Source organism: Pseudoalteromonas sp. XMcav2-N (assembly GCF_024124545.1).
In the GTDB taxonomy this organism is placed as follows: Bacteria; Pseudomonadota; Gammaproteobacteria; order Enterobacterales; family Alteromonadaceae; genus Pseudoalteromonas.
This window is the reverse complement of sequence record NZ_JAMXSF010000003.1, coordinates 336,172-357,341: the sequence shown is the minus strand read 5'-3', so window position 1 is coordinate 357,341 and position 21,170 is coordinate 336,172. Positions and strand designations below refer to the sequence as shown.

At 45.7% G+C, this 21,170-nt stretch carries 13 protein-coding genes; all 13 read left to right on the top strand.

Annotated features, from left to right (window positions below; all coding sequences use genetic code 11):
- Window positions 1-64 precede the first annotated feature (64 nt).
- The 13 genes from NH568_RS06115 (at window position 65) to NH568_RS06055 (ending at window position 21,011) form a co-directional block, all read left to right on the top strand.
- The gene (locus NH568_RS06115; protein WP_253045762.1) at window positions 65-442 is read left to right on the top strand and encodes a hypothetical protein; all 378 of its coding nucleotides are present in this window, start codon (window positions 65-67) and stop codon (window positions 440-442) included.
- 122 nt (window positions 443-564) lie between these two features.
- The gene (locus NH568_RS06110; RefSeq protein ID WP_253045635.1) at window positions 565-1,023 is read left to right on the top strand and encodes a GAF domain-containing protein; all 459 of its coding nucleotides are present in this window, start codon (window positions 565-567) and stop codon (window positions 1,021-1,023) included.
- Window positions 1,024-1,308 (top strand): hypothetical protein, encoded by a 285-nt coding sequence (locus tag NH568_RS06105; RefSeq protein ID WP_138546150.1) that lies wholly within the window; start codon window positions 1,024-1,026, stop codon window positions 1,306-1,308.
- A gap of 8 nt (window positions 1,309-1,316) precedes the next feature.
- On the top strand, window positions 1,317-1,988 hold the full coding sequence (gene proQ / locus NH568_RS06100; protein ID WP_054017147.1) for an RNA chaperone ProQ: 672 nt from the start codon (window positions 1,317-1,319) through the stop codon (window positions 1,986-1,988).
- A gap of 10 nt (window positions 1,989-1,998) precedes the next feature.
- Window positions 1,999-4,035 carry a carboxy terminal-processing peptidase gene (gene prc / locus NH568_RS06095; protein WP_253045631.1) on the top strand — a complete coding sequence of 679 codons (2,037 nt, stop codon included), beginning with the start codon at window positions 1,999-2,001 and terminating at the stop codon, window positions 4,033-4,035.
- Between the two features lie 241 nt (window positions 4,036-4,276).
- Window positions 4,277-5,752 carry a Na+/H+ antiporter NhaC gene (nhaC, locus tag NH568_RS06090; RefSeq protein ID WP_253045627.1) on the top strand — a complete coding sequence of 492 codons (1,476 nt, stop codon included), beginning with the start codon at window positions 4,277-4,279 and terminating at the stop codon, window positions 5,750-5,752.
- Between the two features lie 192 nt (window positions 5,753-5,944).
- Window positions 5,945-8,536, top strand: coding sequence for an aminopeptidase N (gene pepN / locus NH568_RS06085; RefSeq protein ID WP_253045623.1), 2,592 nt, complete (start codon window positions 5,945-5,947; stop codon window positions 8,534-8,536).
- A 42-nt stretch (window positions 8,537-8,578) separates the two neighbouring features.
- Entirely contained in the window at window positions 8,579-8,800 is a 222-nt protein-coding gene (locus NH568_RS06080; protein ID WP_082353332.1) for a DUF2835 domain-containing protein, read from the top strand.
- A 236-nt stretch (window positions 8,801-9,036) separates the two neighbouring features.
- Complete coding sequence (locus NH568_RS06075) at window positions 9,037-11,154, top strand: DUF1302 domain-containing protein (protein ID WP_253045621.1); 2,118 nt, start codon at window positions 9,037-9,039, stop codon at window positions 11,152-11,154.
- Between the two features lie 11 nt (window positions 11,155-11,165).
- On the top strand, window positions 11,166-12,533 hold the full coding sequence (locus NH568_RS06070; RefSeq protein ID WP_253045619.1) for a DUF1329 domain-containing protein: 1,368 nt from the start codon (window positions 11,166-11,168) through the stop codon (window positions 12,531-12,533).
- 108 nt (window positions 12,534-12,641) lie between these two features.
- Window positions 12,642-13,640, top strand: coding sequence for a YCF48-related protein (locus tag NH568_RS06065; RefSeq protein ID WP_253045617.1), 999 nt, complete (start codon window positions 12,642-12,644; stop codon window positions 13,638-13,640).
- Window positions 13,640-15,970, top strand: a complete 2,331-nt coding sequence (locus NH568_RS06060; RefSeq protein ID WP_253045615.1) for an MMPL family transporter — start codon at window positions 13,640-13,642, stop codon at window positions 15,968-15,970. The genes NH568_RS06065 and NH568_RS06060 overlap by 1 nt, the downstream gene beginning before the upstream one ends.
- Before the next feature lie 202 nt (window positions 15,971-16,172).
- Entirely contained in the window at window positions 16,173-21,011 is a 4,839-nt protein-coding gene (locus NH568_RS06055; protein ID WP_253045614.1) for an NAD-glutamate dehydrogenase, read from the top strand.
- Window positions 21,012-21,170: the final 159 nt, after the last annotated feature.

Sequence of the window (21,170 nt, the reverse complement as noted above, 5' to 3'; positions counted from 1 at the left end):
TGATACTTGTGTTTCGCGTCAACACTGACTATCTCTGTGCAAAGTAATAATGGTGAAAGAGATGATCAAAAGGCAAGTGGCAAAAGCGGTGGCATATTCGTTATTATCACCGCTTATCGTTGGCATAGTGCTCGGAGGGTATTATGCCCTGATAAGTGGCCAGAGTAAGATTTTATTTCAACTACTCATGACGGCTGTAGCCAATGCCCATATCGTTGGCCTGTCCATGGCGTTTTTTGTTTTGCCAGCTTATGTGATACTGTTGCGCCATAACAAGCTGAGTTACTCGGGTATTTTGACCGCAGGTATGCTCGGAGGCGCACTGTTTAGCTACTTGTTTGTTGCAAGCTCTGGTATGGTTTTTATAATCAATGCTGTGATGGCAGCGCTGGGGGGCGGGCTGTTTTTGTTCAGTTTACGGCGCAATGCTCAGAGTGCCTGATGGCTTTTTGTACAGTGCGGCGTTGTTTTACACTAATTTAATAGTTTTTCTGTCTAAAAGGTTTCATTTAGCTGCACGAAAGAGTACCTTTACTTCTTATGTAAATTTGTTGAATGACCGCAATGCAGAAGAAAAAGTTCTACGATACTCTCAGCCTACAAGCTCAGGCCCTGATTGGTGATGAGCATAACTACATCGCCAATATGGCAAACCTCAGCGCCCTGTTATTTACCTCAATGGAAGACATAAACTGGGCTGGCTTTTACCTGTTAGATGGTAAAGAAGAGCTCGTACTAGGTCCTTTCCAGGGCAATCCAGCCTGCATTCGAATCCCATTAGGCAAAGGCGTCTGTGGCACAGCTGCCGCTGAGTTAACGACCCAGCTTGTCGAAGATGTACACAGTTTTGATGGTCATATTGCCTGTGATGCTGCATCAAACTCAGAAATTGTCATTCCTGTGATGAGAAATGGTGAATTGTTTGCTGTATTGGATATTGATAGCCCGAGTTTGGCTAGGTTTGACGATGAAGATAAACTTGGCCTCGAAGCACTGGTGAAATGCTTTGAAGGTACATTGTAAATGAAAGAATTACTCAACGTTCAGGACTACCTGTTTTCCAATTTTGATGTGGGAGACTGGGAAGGGGAAGAAGAGCGAGTTGCAGAGACGCTGAATGAGCTTATTCACGTAGCCTGGGATCAGCTTCCCGATGACCTGGAATGTGAGAAGATCGATTTAATTATAAATGGAATATGGGAACATCTGCGCGGCGAGCTGGCGCTTGTCGAAGCCGAGTATGATGAACTCGTCGACTGGGTTACACATTACATTCAGTCATCTCTTGATGAAAATATTGAACTATAGGTTTAGACATGGAAACCACAAACAAGCTAAAAGATATCAAAGAGGTTCTCGACTTTTTATATGCCGAGTTTCCTCAGTGTTTTAAACAAAAAGACGGTATTAAACCGCTGAAGGTTGGCATATTTAAAGATATTGCTGCCAGAATCGAAGGTTCTGACAAGGTCAGTAAGACTCAGGTTCGCCAGGCATTACGCAAGTACACCTCTTCTTGGCGTTATTTAGAAGCCGTCATCAACAATGAGTTTCGTGTTGATTTAGACGGAAATGATGCTGAGAAAGTAGAGCAAGAGCACGTAGAGCACGCGCAAAAGGCGTTGGAAGAATCACGTGCCAAAATGGCTAAACGTAAAAAACCTCAACGTCCCAGACAAGATGGTCGTGGCGAGCGCCGTCGCGATGGTGACACAAAATCTTACAAATCACGTGGTGATAACAAGCACCGCCACGGGAATAAAAACGCTAAAGTTAATGCTAAGCCTGAGCAGCAGCAGCGTCGTAGTTCAGGGAAAGTTGAACCTCTGCCAGCAAATGAGGTCAAGGTAAATAATAAGGTTAAAGTGAAGTTGGGACAGGCGTTGGTCAATGCAACCATCACAGAAGTCAACAAAGATGAAGTTCATGTTGAGTTGGTGACGGGAATGCAAGTTAAAACCAAAGCAGAAAGCCTGTTTATTCTTTAAGGAGTCGTGTATGAGTAATAAGTTACCTTTAGTTGGTGTAATCGCACTGTTTGTATCTGGCGTGTGCTCAGCTGCAACACAGACGGTGACGGAAAAAGATATTCCCATATTGGAACCCGAAATCCAGCATGCGACGGCAACCAAAAGGGTAACCAGTAAATTTACTCGTGAACACTATAAGCGCTTTAAGCTAGACGATGCCTTGTCTGAGCAGATATTTGACCGTTATATCGAAAACCTCGATTATAATAAGTCTCTGTTCCTGCAGTCTGATATTGACAAATATGCAGGGTATAAAAAGCAATTCGACGACGCTTTGAAAAAGGGCAAGCTCGATTTTGCTTTTGCTATGTTCAACGACAGTATGCAACGTCGTTATGAGCGCTTTAACTATGCTATTTCTCTGTTAGATACAGAAATGAAGTTTGATAAACCAGACGAATTTGTGTTTGACAGAGAAGACATGCAATTTGCCACGACCCAGGCCGAGTTGGATGAGTACTGGCGTCAGCGTGTCAAGTCTGATGCATTAAGGTTAAAACTCACAGGCAAAGACTGGACAGGCATCAAAGAAGTCCTGACCAAGCGCTACAAAAATACCATTAAGCGTCTGGTACAAACCAACAATGAAGATGCTTTTCAAATTGTAATGAATGCATTTGCACGTAGCATCGAAGCCCACACTTCTTATTTGTCACCTCGCCGTGCCGAACAGTTTAAGATGGATATGGAGCTTGAGCTTGAAGGTATTGGTGCAGTACTTGGTTACGACGAAGATTACACCATTATCCGCAGCCTGGTACCTGGCGGCCCAGCTGACAAGACGGAAAAAATAAAGCCTGACGACCGTATTGTTGGTGTTGCACAAGACGGGGAAGAATTTGTCGATGTGATTGGCTGGCGTCTTGATGATGTCGTTGATCTCATCAAAGGTCCTAAGGGGACCAAAGTAAGGCTACAATACCTCAAAGGCAGTGATACCCACGGTACACCTAAGGTTGTTGAAATCGTCCGTGATAAAATACGCCTTGAGGACAGAGCCGCAAAATCGGAAATCTTCGAAGCAAAATATTCAGATCTCACCAGCAAAATAGGCGTGATAGAGATACCGAGCTTTTACAACAATCTGTCGAAAGACGTGAAAAAAGAGCTTGAAAAGCTTAAAGAACAAAATGTTGATGGGATTATCGTTGATCTTAGGCAAAATGGCGGGGGCTCTTTGTATGAGGCCACTCAGCTGTCAGGTTTATTTATAGATAAAGGTCCGGTAGTTCAAATCCATACCGCTTATAACCGTGTGGAAGCACAGAAAGATAGCGATGGGATAACCTATTATAACGGCCCGCTAACCGTGTTGGTTGACCGTTACAGTGCATCTGCTTCGGAGATATTTGCGGCGGCGATGCAGGATTACGGGCGCGCCGTGGTCATTGGTGAACAAACTTTTGGCAAAGGAACGGTGCAGCAACACCGGGGCCTCAGAAAGACCTATGATCTGTTCGACAATGCACTTGGTAGCATTACCTATACAATCGCCAAGTTCTATCGTATTGATGGTGGCAGTACGCAGAATAAAGGTGTTATCCCAGATATTTTACTGCCCTCTGCGGTCGACCCTGCGGAATGGGGTGAGAGCCAGGAAGATAATGCCTTGCCTTGGGACAGTATTGTCAGGGCCAAGTATCAGCAATTGGATGATTTGAATCCAACCATTGCATATTTGAATGAACGTCATGGCCTGCGGATTGCGAAAGAACCAGAGTTTGCATACGTTTACGATGATATTGCGCGATACAAAGCCCAAAAAGACGATATTGCTATTTCTCTGGTTGAAGCTGAGCGCACAAAAGAGCGTGAAGAGCGTGATGAACGAGCGCTAAAACGTACCAATGAACGCCTCAAGCGTCTTGGACAAGAGCCTGTAAAAGATTTGGACGATGTACCAGATATCATTGCTGAGCTGGACCCTTACCTGGAAGAAGCAGCGTTGATCACACAAGACATGATCAACTATGGTCGTCTGGCTAAAAACGAAGCGAGTGACTGAGTATTTAATTACAGGTAAGACGTACAGAAGGCTAAACTATGAAAAGGCGCATTGAGCGCCTTTTTTCGTTACCAGTGCGTGGGAAATTTGTTATTATTGTCAGCTGCAATATTAAAAATAGTCAGGCAGGAATATGCCTGGCGCTGTCTTGGGCGCAGATTCATGTGTTGTGCTTAACATTGAACTGACCCGACAGAGATAATAATAAAGCACTCCATTAAGTGCGAAGGAGTATTCTGGTTTGAGACAACAAAAACAAGCATCCTATCTGGATGCCTTTATTCCGATTGTGGTATTGGTCAGCCTGTTAGGTGCGGCTGTGTACCTGTACGGTGATAATTCTTCTTCGGGGCCGAACCAGATAGCCCTGCTATTTGCTACCTTTACAGCTGCGCTGATTGGGCTGAAGAACGGCTTTACCTGGAAAACACTCGAAGAGGCAATGATTAAAGGGATCACCATCTCTTTAGGTGCAATTCTGATTCTACTCATGGTAGGTGCATTAATTGGCACCTGGTTGCTGTCTGGTACGGTACCAACCTTGATCTACTATGGTTTGCAAATAATCCACCCCTCCTGGTTTTACGCTGCTGGTTGTTTGATCTGTGGCATTGTGGCCATGAGTATTGGCAGTTCCTGGACCACAGCTGCAACCATAGGTGTGGCATTACTCGGTGTGGCCAACGGCTTAGGGCTTGACCCGGTAGTTACCGCTGGTGCGGTGATCTCAGGTGCTTATTTCGGCGACAAATTATCACCGCTCTCAGAAACTACCAATCTGGCGCCCGCGGTAGCCGGAAGTGATCTGTTCGAACATATTCAGCATATGTTGTGGACGACAGTACCAAGCTTTGTCATTGCCCTGATTATCTTCATCGTAATGGGTTTCAATGCCGATGTATCGAGCGAATCCGGCAAAATCGACGAAATTGCTACGATTCTGGAAACCAACTTTAATATTGGTTTGGTGAACCTGGTACCCTTGATCATTCTACTTGCTCTGGCGATTAAAAAAATGCCAGCCTTTCCTGCCATCTCTATCGGGGCTGTGATTGGTGCAATCTGGGCGTTGTTATTTCAGGGGGACTTAATAGCGAGTCAGGTCAACCCGGATGAAGGTGTGTTGGTCAGTCACTTCAAACTGGTTTGGGCTACCTTCTTTGATGGATTCAGCCTGGAAACAGGCAATGCTAAAATGGATGATCTGCTTAGTGGCGGAGGCATGTCAAGCATGTTGACGACAACCTGGCTCGTCATGACGGCTTTGATGTTTGGCGCTATCATGGAGAAAACAGGGTTACTTGAGTTGTTTGTTAAGAGTATCCTTAAGGTTGCAAAAAGCACAGGCTCATTAATCGCTTCAACCGTCGCCACTTGTTTTGGTACCAACCTGGTGGCAGCTGACCAATACATTGCAATCGTAGTCCCGGGACGCATGTTTAAAGAAGAATACAAGCAGCGGGGCCTGCGCAGTGTCAACCTGTCCAGAACGCTTGAAGATGGTGGCACGATCACAAGTCCACTTATCCCGTGGAATACCTGTGGTGCTTATATGCAAAGTGTGCTGTTGATTAACCCTCTGGATTATGCCGTTTATGCGTTCTTCAACTTGATCAACCCATTCCTGGCAATAGTCTATGCATACCTGGGTATTAAGATTTTGAAAATTAAGCCAAAGGCAATGCAACAGGCTGAGACTCCAGCTAACGCATCGTAATTAGCAATACGCAACGTTAAGAAAAACGCCTCACTTAATTTGAGGCGTTTTTGCACGTCTGCAATTCATAAATCCCTTTGCCCTCAGCGCAGGCCGTTCTACAATAAAGATATTGATTTGTACTCATTTTTTCATTTTGCTTAGTCGTGCCACACGCACTGCAGCAACTGTAAATTGATAATAGGAATTGTCATGACCTCAAAACCTCAGGCCAAATACCTGCATGATTATCAGCCGCCCACACATGCAGTTGAAAACCTCTCCCTAACCTTTGAACTGGATCCGCAGCACACTAAGGTAACTGCTCGGTTTATATTAACGGCACAGGGCGACGTCAACTCTGTTATGCTCGATGGCATTGAATTGACACTGAAATCAGTGCATGTAAACGGACAAGTGCACACCAATTATAGGTTACATGATACTGGCCTGGAGTTATTCGGACTGGGTGAGCGCGCTGAAATTGAAATTGTGAACACTATCTCTCCAGGGACAAACACATCACTTGAAGGATTGTACCTGTCAGATGGCGCGTATTGCACGCAATGCGAGGCAGAAGGTTTTCGCAAGATAACTTACTTCCTGGATCGTCCAGACGTACTGACGACCTACCAAGTGAAGATAATCGGCCCTAAACAAATGCCGTACCTTTTATCCAATGGCAATAAGGTCGACAGTGGTGAATTATCAGACGGTCGCCATTATGTTTGCTGGGAAGATCCCTTTAAAAAGCCTTCTTATCTTTTTGCTTTGGTGGCAGGGGATTTCGATGTACTGACGGATCAATTTGAAACACGAACGGGGCGTAAAGTTGATTTACAGCTGTTTGTTGATAAAGGAAACCTGAGCAAAGCACCTCATGCAATGACCTCTCTGAAAAAGGCCATGGCCTGGGACGAACAACGCTTTGACCTGGAATACGACCTCGACATTTATATGATAGTGGCGGTCGACTTTTTCAATATGGGCGCGATGGAGAACAAAGGTCTGAATGTTTTCAACAGCGCCTGTGTACTGGCAAACCAGGAAACGGCAACGGATCGGGATTTCCATATCATAGAGTCGATCGTCGGACATGAGTATTTTCACAACTGGACTGGCAACCGCGTGACCTGTCGCGATTGGTTTCAGCTGAGCCTAAAAGAGGGTCTCACGGTATTTCGTGATCAGGAATTCAGTAGTGACCTGGGCTCTCGCGCACTGAACCGGATAGATGCCGTCAATACGGTCCGTACACATCAGTTTGCTGAAGACGCCGGGCCTATGGCGCACCCAATCAGGCCACAACAAGTAATCGAGATGAACAACTTCTATACGGTCACTGTATATAACAAAGGCGCTGAAGTGATCCGAATGATGCATACTATCTTGGGTGAAACTGGTTTCCAAAAGGGAATGAAGCTCTATTTTGAGCGCCACGATGGGCAGGCTGTGACCTGTGATGACTTTGTAGCCGCCATGAGTGATGCCAATGGTAAAGATTTAAGCCAGTTTAAACTCTGGTATAACCAGGTTGGTACGCCAAAGGTCAGCGCTCGCACGAGTTTTGACGATCAACAAGGGGAGTTTACCCTACATCTGGCGCAAAGCCATGCAGATAACGACCCGGTAGAAGCCTCACTGCATATTCCAGTTGCAATAGAGCTGCTTGATAAGCAAGGGCAGGTCATTAAGGTGCCTGAGTCGATTGCCAAGCAGGGTAAAGTCCTGGAGCTGACCGAGAAGCAACAAAGCTTTGTATTCTGTGGACTCGAAAGCGAGCCTGTGATTGTGTTACTTGAAGGGTTCTCCGCACCTTGTTCATTGAGTTACGATTATCAGCAACATCAATTGCTCCACATTGCCAAGTATGCAAGCAGTGATTACGCGCGTTGGGAAGCCATTCAGCAACTTTACAAAGCGGAAATTAAGACTCTGGTAAACACCCAGACATTTTCCGAGTATCAGTTGCCCGAATGTTTGACGCAGGCACTAAACATGTTACTTGACGATCTCAGCGGTGATTTATCAATTTTAGCTGAGCTATTTACCGTCCCCGGGTTTGATGCGCTCAGTGCGGACTATACTCCGGTTCCAGTCGCACAGCTGGAGCAGGCTATTTCTACGGTAGAGTACCAAATAGCAGAACAACTTAAGTCAGCCTGGTGTGCAACCTATTCGCAGCTCCAGGACGATGGCAGCCTTGATGCTAAGGCTGTGGCAATTCGCACAATGAAAAACAAATGCCTGTTTTATCTTGCTCAGGTATCGGACTCGCAGATCCAAGGCTGGATACAGGCACAAAGTGAAAGCCACAATATGACTTTGAAACTGGGTGCGCTCAGGGCTGCTGTGAATGCCCAGCACGTGCTGACGCAGTTGTTGTTGGACGATTTTGACAAGCAATGGCAGTCAGACCTGTTGGTAATGGACAAATGGTTTGCGTTGCAGGCAAGCCGACGCGATGAGCACTGTATAGACAACATTTTGTCACTTTATACCCATCCCTGTTTTGACAAAGCGAATCCAAACCGGGTACGTGCACTGATAGGTGCATTTACTCGCACAAATCCGCGCCACTTCCATCGGGAGGATGGTCGAGGCTATGCGCTACTGGGCGAATTGATCGCAGAGCTAAATCAGGTTAACCCGCAAAATGCTGCCAGGATCATTACACCTTTGCTGTCTTTCAAACGCTTTGACGAGACTCGTCAGGCTCTGATGAGGGCACAGTTAGAGAAATTAGCGCGATTGCCTGAACTGAGTGATGATTTGTACGAAAAAATCGATAAAGCGTTGAACTAACAGCGCTTTTAGTTGTGATATGTAAAGGTTTTTATCCACAAAATGCATGAGTATTACTTTTACATGGATTTGAGCCATGAACAGTGCATGGCGTATTACCATGGACATGTTGAGTTTATACAGGTCGTTGAGGATGGTGGGAAGCGGATCCGCTTTCCCGCTCATCATATCCGGCGGCATGTCTCAAGTTTGGGAGTCCGTGGGCGCTTTCGTTTGTTGCTTGATGAAAATAACCGCTTCGTAGCGTTAGAAAAAGTAGTTTGATGACAATTATGCGACGAGACATAAAGTATTTTTGTTAAATCGGTTTGTTTTAAACTTAAATTACGTGTTATAACTACTCTGGTAGGACGTCTTACCATGAGTGAAATGCGCTCCAATGAGATAAAAATGCACCGATCAGACGCGTATTATTTGTAATTTAAAGCTATCGCTTCTATCGTTACGACAACAAAAAACAATAACTTGATAAGAATTACCCGCCAAAGGGGGGAGAAATAATGATAAAAACATCGCGCTTTGTGAAGAACAAGATCATGTTGGGCCTCAGTGCTGCATGTCTTGGTGTCGCTGGCACTGCTGCGCAAGCCGCCACGTTCCAAGTTGGTGATTTTGATGTAACCTTTGATTCTACGTTTTCTTATGGCCAGAGTATTCGTGTAGAAGACCGCGACTTTGACCATATTGGTAAAAGTAATCACCCTCGCTATAACTGGACAGGTTATAATGCTTCGTTAGGCAACACCATCTATTCATCTTCTCAGATCTGGTCGCAGCAGGGTGCATACTCAAACAATGGTGATGCCGGTAATTTAAACTTTGACTCGGGCGACACATTTTCTCAGTTGCTAAAAGGAACACATGAATTTGGCATTACGAAGGACAACTACGGTTTCTTCTCTCGCTTCATGTATTTCAAAGATTTTGCAATGGAAGATGGTGACTTTGCTTACACTAACCCTGTGTCAGGTCAAAAAGTGGATCCCTGTGCAGACGACGATACTAAGGAGCAGGTATGTTCAGATTTACGCTTGTTAGATGCGTTCGTTTGGGCTGATTTTGATCTTAATGGTGGTCAAAACCCATTATCTGTCAGACTTGGTCGGCAGGTTGTCAACTGGGGTGAAAGTACGCTGATCAGCCATGGTATCAACGTAAACCCGGTGGACATTGACCGTCTGAAAGCGCCCGGGGCTGAACTTAAAGAAGCCTTCATTCCTGTTGGTATGTTTTGGGCCTCTCTTGGTTTAACAGACAATGTGACGCTTGAAGCTTTTTATCAGTACGAATGGCACGAGACTCGCCTTCCTGCGACAGGGAGTTATTTCTCTACTAACGACTTCGCGTCAGAAAACGGTTATAACCAGAATATTCAGCTCGGCTTTACCGCTAACCCTGATATAGATTTGGCTCACCTGACGGAAGCGCTTAACAATCTGCATACGAACTGGATGGGGGCATTAGCTGCTCAAGGTTTGGATGTAACTGACGAAAACGTACTGAAAAGTGAAGAAGCAATTTCTCAGTTAACGTCTATGTATCTGGCTTATCCAACCAAAGTAGCTCTAAAGGGCAAAGGTCATAATGGTAAGAAAGAGCCAAAAGACAGCGGTCAGTTTGGTATTCGTTTAGGCGTGTTTGCACCTGAACTAAATGATACTGAATTTGCACTTTACTACATTAATTATCACGCCCGCCGACCGCTGATTTCTGGTAAAGCGTCTGACTTCCGCGCCGAGTCAATTGCTGCAGATCTTGACTACATCAAAAACAACACACTGGATGCTGAGAATTTCACTAACCTGAATGCCTTTACCCAGGGTTTGATCGAATATCCTGAAGATATCAAACTATATGGTTTGAGCTTTAATACCGCCATCGGCGAGACAGCGTTTTCTGGTGAGTTTTCATATCGCCAGGACGAACCACTTCAAATCGATGACGTAGAACTGCTGTATGCAGGTATGTTGGAGCAGCTTGCATTGGCTGGCATTCGTACCGACGTTGCAGGTCTATCTCAGTTGAGTAAAGGCGATGATGTCGCTTTTGTTAAGCCGGGTGAAATTGCACAAGGTTATGTCCTGAAAGACACCATGCAGCTGCAATTTACTGCAACGCATTTGTTTGGCCCGTCACTGGGAGCCGACAGTTGGGCGTTAGTTGGTGAAGTGGGTGGCGTCACCATCAAAGACATGCCTAGTTATGATGAGTTACGTTTGAACGTAGCCGGAACTGGCCGAAGTGGTACAATTGAAGGGGTAAATGACTACGAGTACGACTTGCTCCACAAGGCTATTTCAAATGGCCCTGAGGTTAATCCTTTCCCAACCGCATCTGCCTGGGGTTATCGACTTATTGCTAAAGGCGAGTACAACAACCTGTTTGCCGGCGTCAATATGTCACCGCGCATTGTGTTTTCACATGATGTTAATGGTATCACGCCAGACCCAATGTTCCTGTTTGTTGAAGACCGTAAATCTGTGGGCATGACGCTTAACTTCAGTTATCAAAATGCCTGGTCATTTGACTTTGGTTATAACGCATTCTGGGGTGGTGGTAAGACTAACACATTCTCAGACCGTGACTTTGTTTCATTTAATATTAAGTATTCAATCTAAGGGCTTTCAATATGTTTAGAAAACCTACTATGCTTGCTGCAACAATTATAACAATGATGGCAGCACCGGGGGCATTTGCAAAAATGACCCCAGAAGAAATTGCGCGCCTGGGCGCCGACCTGACGCCAATCGGCGCAGAGAAAGCGGGTAATGCCGACGGCAGTATCCCTGCCTGGACAGGTGGTATTACTAAGCCACCTGCAGAGTATAAAGTGGGTATGCACCACCCAGACCCCTTCGCAGATGACAAAATCTTGTTCACGATTGATAAAACTAATCTGGACAAGTACAAAGATAAGTTGAGCCCTGGTCAGGTTGCCTTGTTCGAGACTTATCCCGATACGTTCAAAATGCATATCTACCCGACTCGACGCAGTGCTGCATATCCGCAGTTAGTGTACGATGCAACCAAAAAGTATGCATCTACAGCACAGCTAATTGAAGACGGTAACGGTATTAAAGATACTGCAATTGGTATCCCGTTCCCGATCCCTAAGAATGGCTTAGAAGCTATCTGGAATCACTTGCTTCGCTATCGCGGTTTGTCTATTGCACGTTTCGGCGGGCAGGCAATGCCAACTGCATCGGGCTCATACAACATCATCGGCTTTGATGAAAAACTGTTGGTTAAGTACTCTAGCCCTGAAGTTACGCCTGAAGAACTGAAAGAGTCTAATGTCCTGTTTAAGTTTAAACAAAAAGTAACTGAGCCTGCGAACCTTGCTGGGACTGCTTTGTTGGTACATGAAACAATGGACCAAATCCTGACACCTCGTCAGGCTTGGACATATAACGCAGGTCAACGTCGGGTGCGTCGTGCACCGAATGTAGCATATGATGCACCGGGAACTGCGTCAGACAGTCTGCGTACGACAGACGATTTCGATATGTTCAACGGTTCACCTAACCGTTACAACTGGACATTGAAAGGAAAGCAGGAACTTTATATTCCATATAACAGCTACAAACTTCACAGTGATAAGCTCAAGTATGATGATATTCTGATGGCAGGTCACGTAAATCCTGAGCACGTTCGTTATGAAAAACACCGTGTCTGGGTGGTTGAAGCAAACCTGAAAGAAGGTACTCGCCATATTTATAAGAAGCGTGTTTTCTACATTGATGAAGACAGCTGGCAAATCCATGTTGCTGACCTGTACGACAACCGTGACCAAATGTACCGCGTCGCGATGGCACATGGTTTGAACTACTATGAAGTGCCGACACACTGGAGTACGTTAGACGTGTATCACGATCTCAACTCTCGTCGTTATCTGGCAATTGGCCTGGATAATGAAGAAAGCATGTATGATTTCAGTCAGTCTTTCCAGGACAATGAGTTCACACAAAGCGCTTTACGCCGCGAGGGCAGACGATAAGCGTAACTGCCGGCTAGTGCTGGCAATGCGCAACTCCTCAGGAGTCACGGTAGTGACTCCTGAATTGCACTTCCTATTCTCTCTCACAATAATTTTCGAGTATTCATCATGATTAAGAAGTTAGTCGCAACCACGATTGCTGTTTTGGCAATGCAAAGTGATGCAGTAGTCGCAGCTTCTGATGCACTAATGGTGGCACATCCACAACGTACATTACTGACAGATATTAGTTTTACAGGCTCCCGGCTCGTTGCGGTTGGCAAATATGGCACGATCGTTACAAGCAGCGATGGGAGTAATTGGCAACAAGCCCAGGTTCCTGTACAAAGCTTATTAACGGCAGTGACTTTTGTAAGTGAAAGCAAAGGCTGGGCATGTGGCCATGACGCTACAATTCTGAGCACTGAGGACAGTGGTCAGAGCTGGCAGATCCAGCAACATTTACCTGACATCGAAAAGCCCTGTCTGGATATTACCTTTGCTAACGAGCAAGTTGGCTATGCTGTGGGTGCTTATGGCATGATGTACGAAACCACAGACGGTGGAAAAAACTGGCAAAAGCGCTTTATTGATACCTTCGTCCACCCGGATGATATTGATTATCTAGCCGAACTAAAAGAAGAAGACCCCGCCGCCTATGAAGACGAAACTGCGTTCATACTGCCACATTTTAATTCTCTTTTGATTGATGGCACAGACTATTATCTGGCCGGAGAAATGGGCCTGTTTGCTGTCAGTAAGGACGCCGGAAAAAGCTGGCTTAGAATGCCAAGTTTTTACGCAGGCTCACTGTTTTCAGTAAATAAAACGTCTGATGGCCGTATACTCACAGCCGGTCTGCGTGGAAATGCATTTATATCCGACTCAGAGCTCTCCTCGTTCAATCGCTTGGCACTCAGTAAAACCGCAACCATTAATCAAGTTCTGTCAGTTGATAAGCAGCAGTACCTCTTTGCAAACAGCGGTGTGATTTTCAACCGAACCGAAGACGGGTTATCCAGTAAGCAGCTGAAAAATGGCAAATCCATTATGGCCGGCGTTGTATTCAATGGAAAACTGGTCCTGGCGACTGAACAAGGGATCCAGATAGTAGAGGCTAAACACTAATGCAGTCATTGTTAAACCAACTTGTGTATGTCGTGTTCAGACACAGAGTTGCGATGATCTTTATGTTCATTGTGGCCACTTTGTTTTTGGGTTACCGCACAACCCACATCCAGCTCGATGCATCTTTTAATAAAAACATTCCGTTAAATCATGAGTACATGAAAGTATACCTCAAGCATGAAAAGCAATTTGGCGGTGCGAACAGTATCCTTATTTCAGTGTGTGACGCAGACGGTGATATCTTTAACCCCGAATTTTTTTCCCAGTTAAAAGCCGTTCATGACCAACTTTACTTTATTCCCGGTGTAAACCGTCCTCTGGTGAACTCGATTTTTGCACCGAGCGCGCGTTTTGTTGAGGTCGTGGAAGATGGATTTGCCGGTGGCCCTATCATTCCGGCTAATTTTACGGCGGACGAGGCCGGACTCGCAGTTGTTAAACAAAATATAGAAAAAGCCAAAGTCGTGGGGCGCATGGTGGCCAGCGACTACTCCTGTGCAATGGTGACTGCTCAGTTAATGGAAATTGACCCACAAACGCAGGAAAAGCTCGATACATTGGCATTTGCTAAAAAACTGGAAAGTGAAATTCGTGCGCCACTGAGCACAGATAAAGTCTCTATCCATATTATCGGCTTTGCCAAGATGGCTGGCGATATCGCAGATGGTGCAAAAGGCGTTGTGCTGTTTTTTGCGGTAGCGATTTTGTTTACCTTTGTGATGGTGTGGCTATTCTGTAAGAGCTTCAAGTTAACGCTCTTGCCTATTATGTGCTCCTTGATTGCCGTGGTATGGCAAATGGGCCTGCTCACTATACTAGGGTTTGGTTTAGATCCCATGTCTATCCTGGTGCCTTTCCTTGTCTTTGCAATTGGTGTGAGCCATGGTGTGCAAATGATCAACGCGATTGGTAAAAAAGTGGCGGAAGGCGTGAGCAGTAAAGTGGCCGCAGAAGCGAGCTTCAAAGCCTTGTTAATCCCGGGTGGTATCGCTTTACTATCAGATACAGTGGGCTTTTTGACCTTGCTTGCCATCGATATCGGCATCATTCGTGAATTGGCGATCACCGCGAGTTTAGGTGTGGCTGTGATTATTTTCACTAACCTGATATTACTACCAATTCTGGCGTCTTACTACAATTCCAGCAAAATTCACCGTGTCGATGATGGTAACTCTCTGAGCCACAGGTTATTTACGGCGTTGCGTGAAGCCTTAGTTAAAACCACTGACAAACGAGTTGCACGTGTTATTTTACTGGTGAGTGCGGTGCTATTTGGTCTGGGCTACTGGCAATCTCAGCATATGCAAATCGGTGATCTACATGCCGGTGCACCAGCGCTGCATGAGGATGCACGTTACAATCAGGATACTTTCCTGATCTCTGATCGCTACGCAATTTCATCTGACATCCTTAAAGTACTGGTAGAGGCTTATCCTGCGGCTTGTACTGAGCATGATACAATGGATAGGATCAGTCGTTTCCAATGGCGTGTGGAAAACTTACCGGGCGTTCAGTCAGCTGTGTCTTTGAGCTCAGTCGCGCAGTCTGTCAACGCGGGCTATAACGAGGGTAATCTGAAATGGCAAACTCTGCCACGTAACAGTGCATCTCTGGTACAGGCTACGTCTCGTGTAGAAACGAGTACCGGTCTGCTAAATGGTGATTGCTCTGTGATGCCTATCATCATATTCATGGCCGATCACAAGGCCCAGACCATAGATAATGTGGTGTCTCAGATCAAAGCTTTTGCTAAGGAAGAGGGCACAGATACAGTGCAATTTAAACTTGCGTCTGGTCCCATAGGTGTAATGGCTGCAACGAACGAGTCAGTATCGGAGGCGCAGCTGCCTATGATGATTTACGTGTATGGTGCAGTGATTATACTATGTCTGATTAGCTTCAGAAGTATACGCGCGACTATCGCCGTTGTATTGCCTCTGTATATAGTATCGACTCTGGCACAAGCATTGATGGTCAAACTCGAAATTGGCCTGACTGTATCTACCTTACCAGTAATTGCTTTGGGCGTGGGTATTGGTGTCGACTATGGTATCTATATCCTGTCTTCTATGATGACACAACTCAAACAGGGCATGCCACTTCCACATGCGTATCGTAATGCACTGGCTGAAAGAGGTAGTGCAGTCTTGTTCACTGGGATCACATTAGCGATAGGTGTCAGCACCTGGATTTTCTCGGCGCTCAAGTTCCAGGCGGATATGGGGATATTATTAACCTTTATGTTCCTGGTTAATATGTTGGGTGCGGTTTTGTTATTACCTGCAATAGGAACCTTAATCTGGACAGACCAGAAAAAAAAGTGTGAATAAAAGTGCTTATAAATGGTCGGTTTCGGCCATTTATATCTATATTTAGTGAATATCTGACCAACCGGCTGAAAAGGCTATAATGTTTTCGTCGAAAAGGCTTTTTATTAGCGCCAGAAAGGTTAAAATTCACATGACTCCACGCTAATAAATGGCTGTACAAATAATCTACCGTTCAAAGGTGGTATAGATTAAGGAACACATAATGACACAAAATGAAGGTCCAGCATCGGTTATCCTGGATAACGTCACCAAGCTGATCCACAAAAAAGTTCATGCCGAAAACGTGTCGCTCGTTGAAACTTTTGCCAAAGCCTTGTACAGCAATATGTCTAAAGAGGACTTGGCACATCGTAACGACAGTGACTTATACGGAGCCGCATTGAGTCTTTGGAATTCTCTTGAAAAGAATGCCTCTGACGATGCGGTTATTCGCGTTTTCAACCCTGAAGTCGCCAAAGATGGCTGGCAATCCTCTCACACGATCGTAGAGATCATCGCGAAAGACATGCCGTTTTTGGTTGATTCTGTGCGCATGGCGCTTAGCCGTAAAAACATCGTGTCTCACTTACTGTTACATAGCCCGCTTAAAATCAAGCGCGACAGTAATAACAAGATCACTGCACTATCAAATTTAAAAGCAGATCAAGAATCATCGTCGACCAAGACGGTGTTTTTCATTGAGATTGATCGTCAGACCGATGCTAAGGTAATCAAAGAGTTCACCGAGGAACTGGAATCAGTATTAAAAGACGTGTCTGTGGCCGTTGAAGACTGGAAGCCAATCCGCGACAAGCTGGTTGCAGTCAGTAAAGAAATCCCAACGCGTCACCATGACTGCTCTCAGGCAGAAGTCGATGAAGCGGTTGAGTTCCTTGAATGGCTATCTTCAGATAACTTCACCTTTATGGGCTATCGTCAATATGACTTGGTGCCTGTACAAGGGGATCACGAATTACGGGCAGTGCCAGACACCAGCCTTGGTTTGATGAAAAACTCAAGCCATGATGGTGGCCGTCTGCTTTCAGAATTGCCAGAAGTTGCGCGTAAAGAGGCGCGCAGTAAGAATCTGCTGATTTTAACTAAGACTAATTCATTGTCTCGTGTTCATCGTCCAGCTTACATTGATTATGTCGGTATTAAGCGTTTTGACGAGCAGGGCAATGTGATCGGTGAAGACCGCTTCATTGGTTTGTTCTCATCAAGTTTTTATAACAATAGTGCGGCAGATGTCCCCGTCCTTAAGAGCAAAATCCAACGCATTATGGAGCAGTGTGACTTTGCAGAAGGGACGCACGCTTACAAGGCGGTACTGAACTTGCTGGAAACGTACCCGCGTGATGAACTCGTGCAGGCCCGCGAAGCCGAGCTACTAGAAGTTGCGACAGGTGTTTTGCAAATTCAGGAACGCGACATGTGTCGTCTGTTCGTCCGCCGTGATGTATACGGACGTTTCTTCTCATGTATGGTCTATGTACCACGTGAGCGCTATAACACGGCACTACGTCGTGAAACTCAACAGTTATTGGCAGATGCATTTAAGTCCAATGAAAAAGTTGAGTTTACGACCTTTTTCTCAGAGTCCACACTGGCGAGAACGCATTACATCGTGCGTGTGGCAGATAACAGTATTAAGTACAACGTGAAAGACATCGAAAACAATCTGGCAGAAGCCGCTCGCACTTGGGAAGATAAACTACAATCTGCATTGCTTGGCAGCAATGGTGAAACCCGTGGTAACGAGCTAAACCGCAAATATGCTAACGCGTTCCCACACTCATACAAAGATCAGGTTTTACCTAGTGCCGCTGTGGTCGACATTGAGAAGCTGGAGCAGCTGAGCGATGAGAAAAAGCTGGAAATGCTTTTCTATCGTCCTCAGGAAGAAGCTAACAGTGAAATCGTACGCCTGAGCCTGTTCCATAAAGATGTACCAATTCACCTTTCCGATGTTATGCCTATGTTGGAAAACTTTGGCCTGCGCGTCATTGGTGAAACACCTTATGCAATCAAGAGCAGCGATGGTCAGGTAAACTGGATCATGGATTTCTCCATGATGATCGACTCCAAAGGCATTGCTGATTTCGATAAAGTTTCAGCACGTTTTCGCGCCGCATTGACTAACGTGTGGAATAACCGTCTGGAAAGCGATGGTTTCAACCGCATGGTATTGCTGGGTGGCATGACCGGTCGTGAAGCGTCTATTTTGCGTGCGTATGCTAAGTATATGCGTCAGATCGGTGTGACATTCTCGCAATCTTATATCGAAAATACCTTTGAGCACTATCCACACATTGCAGCACAAATTGTAGAGCTGTTTGTGAAGAAATTCTCTCCTGCAAAGAAAGCGGCACAGAAAACGCTGGACAAGCTGATTGAGAAAATCTATCTGGAACTTGAAAACGTTGCGAACCTGGATGATGACCGTATCATTCGCATGTACGTTGACATGATCAACGCAACACTGCGCACTAACTTCTATCAAAAAGAAGCGGACGGCACAAACAAGTCATATATTTCATTTAAGATTAATCCTCGTGCCATTCCAGAAATGCCACTGCCGTTACCAGCGTTTGAAATCTTCGTCTATTCACCGCGCGTAGAAGGTGTTCACCTGCGTGGTGGTAAAGTGGCTCGTGGTGGTCTTCGCTGGTCTGACCGTCGTGAAGACTTCCGAACTGAAGTTCTGGGTCTGGTTAAAGCGCAGCAGGTTAAAAACACAGTAATTGTACCTGTTGGCTCAAAAGGTGGATTTGTATGTAAGCAACTGCCTAATGACCGCGAAGGCTTCTTTAAAGAAGGCCAGGAATGCTACAAGATGTTTATCCGTGGCTTGTTAGATATCACAGATAACATCAGTCATGGTGAGATAGTACCGCCGGTAGACGTCGTACGTCATGACGAAGATGACCCGTATCTGGTTGTTGCCGCAGACAAAGGCACAGCTACTTTCTCTGATATTGCCAATGGCATTGCTGAAGAATACAACTTCTGGTTGGGTGATGCATTTGCCTCTGGTGGTTCAATTGGTTATGACCACAAGAAAATGGGTATCACAGCGAAAGGTGCCTGGGAATCTGTTAAACGTCATTTCCGTGAAATGGACATCGACTGTCAGACTACAGATTTCACCGCGGTAGGTATCGGTGACATGGGTGGTGACGTATTTGGTAATGGTATGTTGCTGTCTAAGCACATTCGCCTGCAGGCAGCCTTTAACCACATGCACATTTTCATCGACCCGAACCCGGATGCAGCAAGCTCTTATGTAGAGCGTGAACGCTTGTTTAATCTGCCTCGCTCAAGCTGGGAAGATTATAACAAAGAGCTGATCTCGGAAGGGGGCGGTGTATTCTCTCGTGCGGCCAAGTCAATTAACCTGACGGCTGAAATGAAAAAGATGCTGGGCACCAAAAAAGTCAGCATGACACCAAACGAGCTGATAAAAGCCCTACTTAAAATGCCGGCTGATCTGTTATGGAACGGCGGTATCGGAACATATATTAAAGCTAAACCTGAATCCAATGCAGATGTAGGCGACCGTGCGAACGACGGTCTACGTATCGATGGGTCAGAACTGGGTGCTAAGATCTTCGGTGAAGGTGGTAACCTGGGTGCAACGCAACTGGGTCGTATCGAGTTTGCCGAGAAAGGCGGACGCATAAACACCGATTTCATTGATAACGTAGGTGGCGTGGCGTGCTCGGATAACGAAGTAAACATCAAGATCCTGTTGAACGGTCTGGTTGCTGAGGGTGATCTGACTAAGAAGCAGCGTGATGAACTGCTGTATGCTATGACGGACGAAGTGTCTGAACTGGTACTGGCTGACTGTTACCGTCAAACACATACCTTGTCTATCACTAAGTCGAAAGGCCCGGCAACACTGAAAGAGAAGATCCGCTTTATTCATGCGCTGGAAAAAGAGGGCAAGCTGGACCGTACCATCGAGTTCCTGCCGACCGATGAAGAGCTGGCTGAGCGTGCTGCGGCAGGTTCTGACCTGACTCGTCCAGAGCTGTCTGTATTGGTTTCTTACTCTAAGATGGTGTTGAAAGAATCACTGGTTGTTGATGAGATTTCGGAGAATCCATACTACCGTCAGCTGTTAGTGAATTCATTCCCGGTGCCTCTGCGTGAGCGCTTTAACGCGGCGATGGATAACCACCCACTGCGTAAAGAAATTATTGCGACTAAACTGGCCAATAACATCGTTAATGATATGGGTCTGAACTTCATGATCCGTATGCACGAAGAAACAGGTGCAACGGAAGCAGAAATTGCGCTGTGCTATTCAATTGCCAGCGAAATTTTTGAAATGAAGGATACCTGGCAGTCAATCGCAGCACTGGATAACCATATTCCTTCGGCTGTTCAGACTGAAATGCTGTATCAGCTACGCCGCACTGTACGTCGTACCACACGTTGGTTCTTGCGTCACCGTAACAAAGGTATGACAATTGAAGAAACCATCGCGTTCTTTGCGCCGACCTTTGCAGATCTAAGCAACAACCTGAACAACTACATGGTTGAAGAAGAAAGTGCACGTTTGGCTGAAAAAGCCGATGCACTTATCGCACAAGGTGTACCAGAGCAAATCGCTATGCGCATTGTTTCTCTGTCTAGCTTGTTCTCAGTCATGGACCTGGCAGAAGTAGCTGCAAACTCAGGTCGCGCGATTGATGTGGTGTCTAACACATACTTCAAACTGGGTGCGAATATGGGTCTGCACTGGTTCCTGGATCAGATCACTGCACAACCTGTTGCAAACCACTGGCAGGCGCTTGCACGCGCCTCTTACCGTGAAGAGCTGGACTGGCAACAACGTGCATTGTCTGAAGTTGTATTGAACAGCTTTGAGGGCGATGACCACGATGTTGATTCACTGATCAATCAGTGGATGGAAAATCAGTCTACCTTATTGCTACGCTGGCAGCAGATGCTGGCTGAGTTTAAAACGTCGCAAAGTCATGACTTTGCGAAGTTCTCAGTGGCATTGCGTGAACTGATGTTGTTGAGTCACAACTGTGACACTTCCAAATAGAAAATAACCCGTTAAAATACCCCGGCTTTGCTGGGGTATTTTTTTATCCCAGATTTGAAATTGATACCAAGTCGCTTCATTAATGGCCTAATCATTGTGAGGCAAGAAAATTTCGACAATAACCAGGCAAAGATTTTGCTGGTTAGTTGTACTAAATAA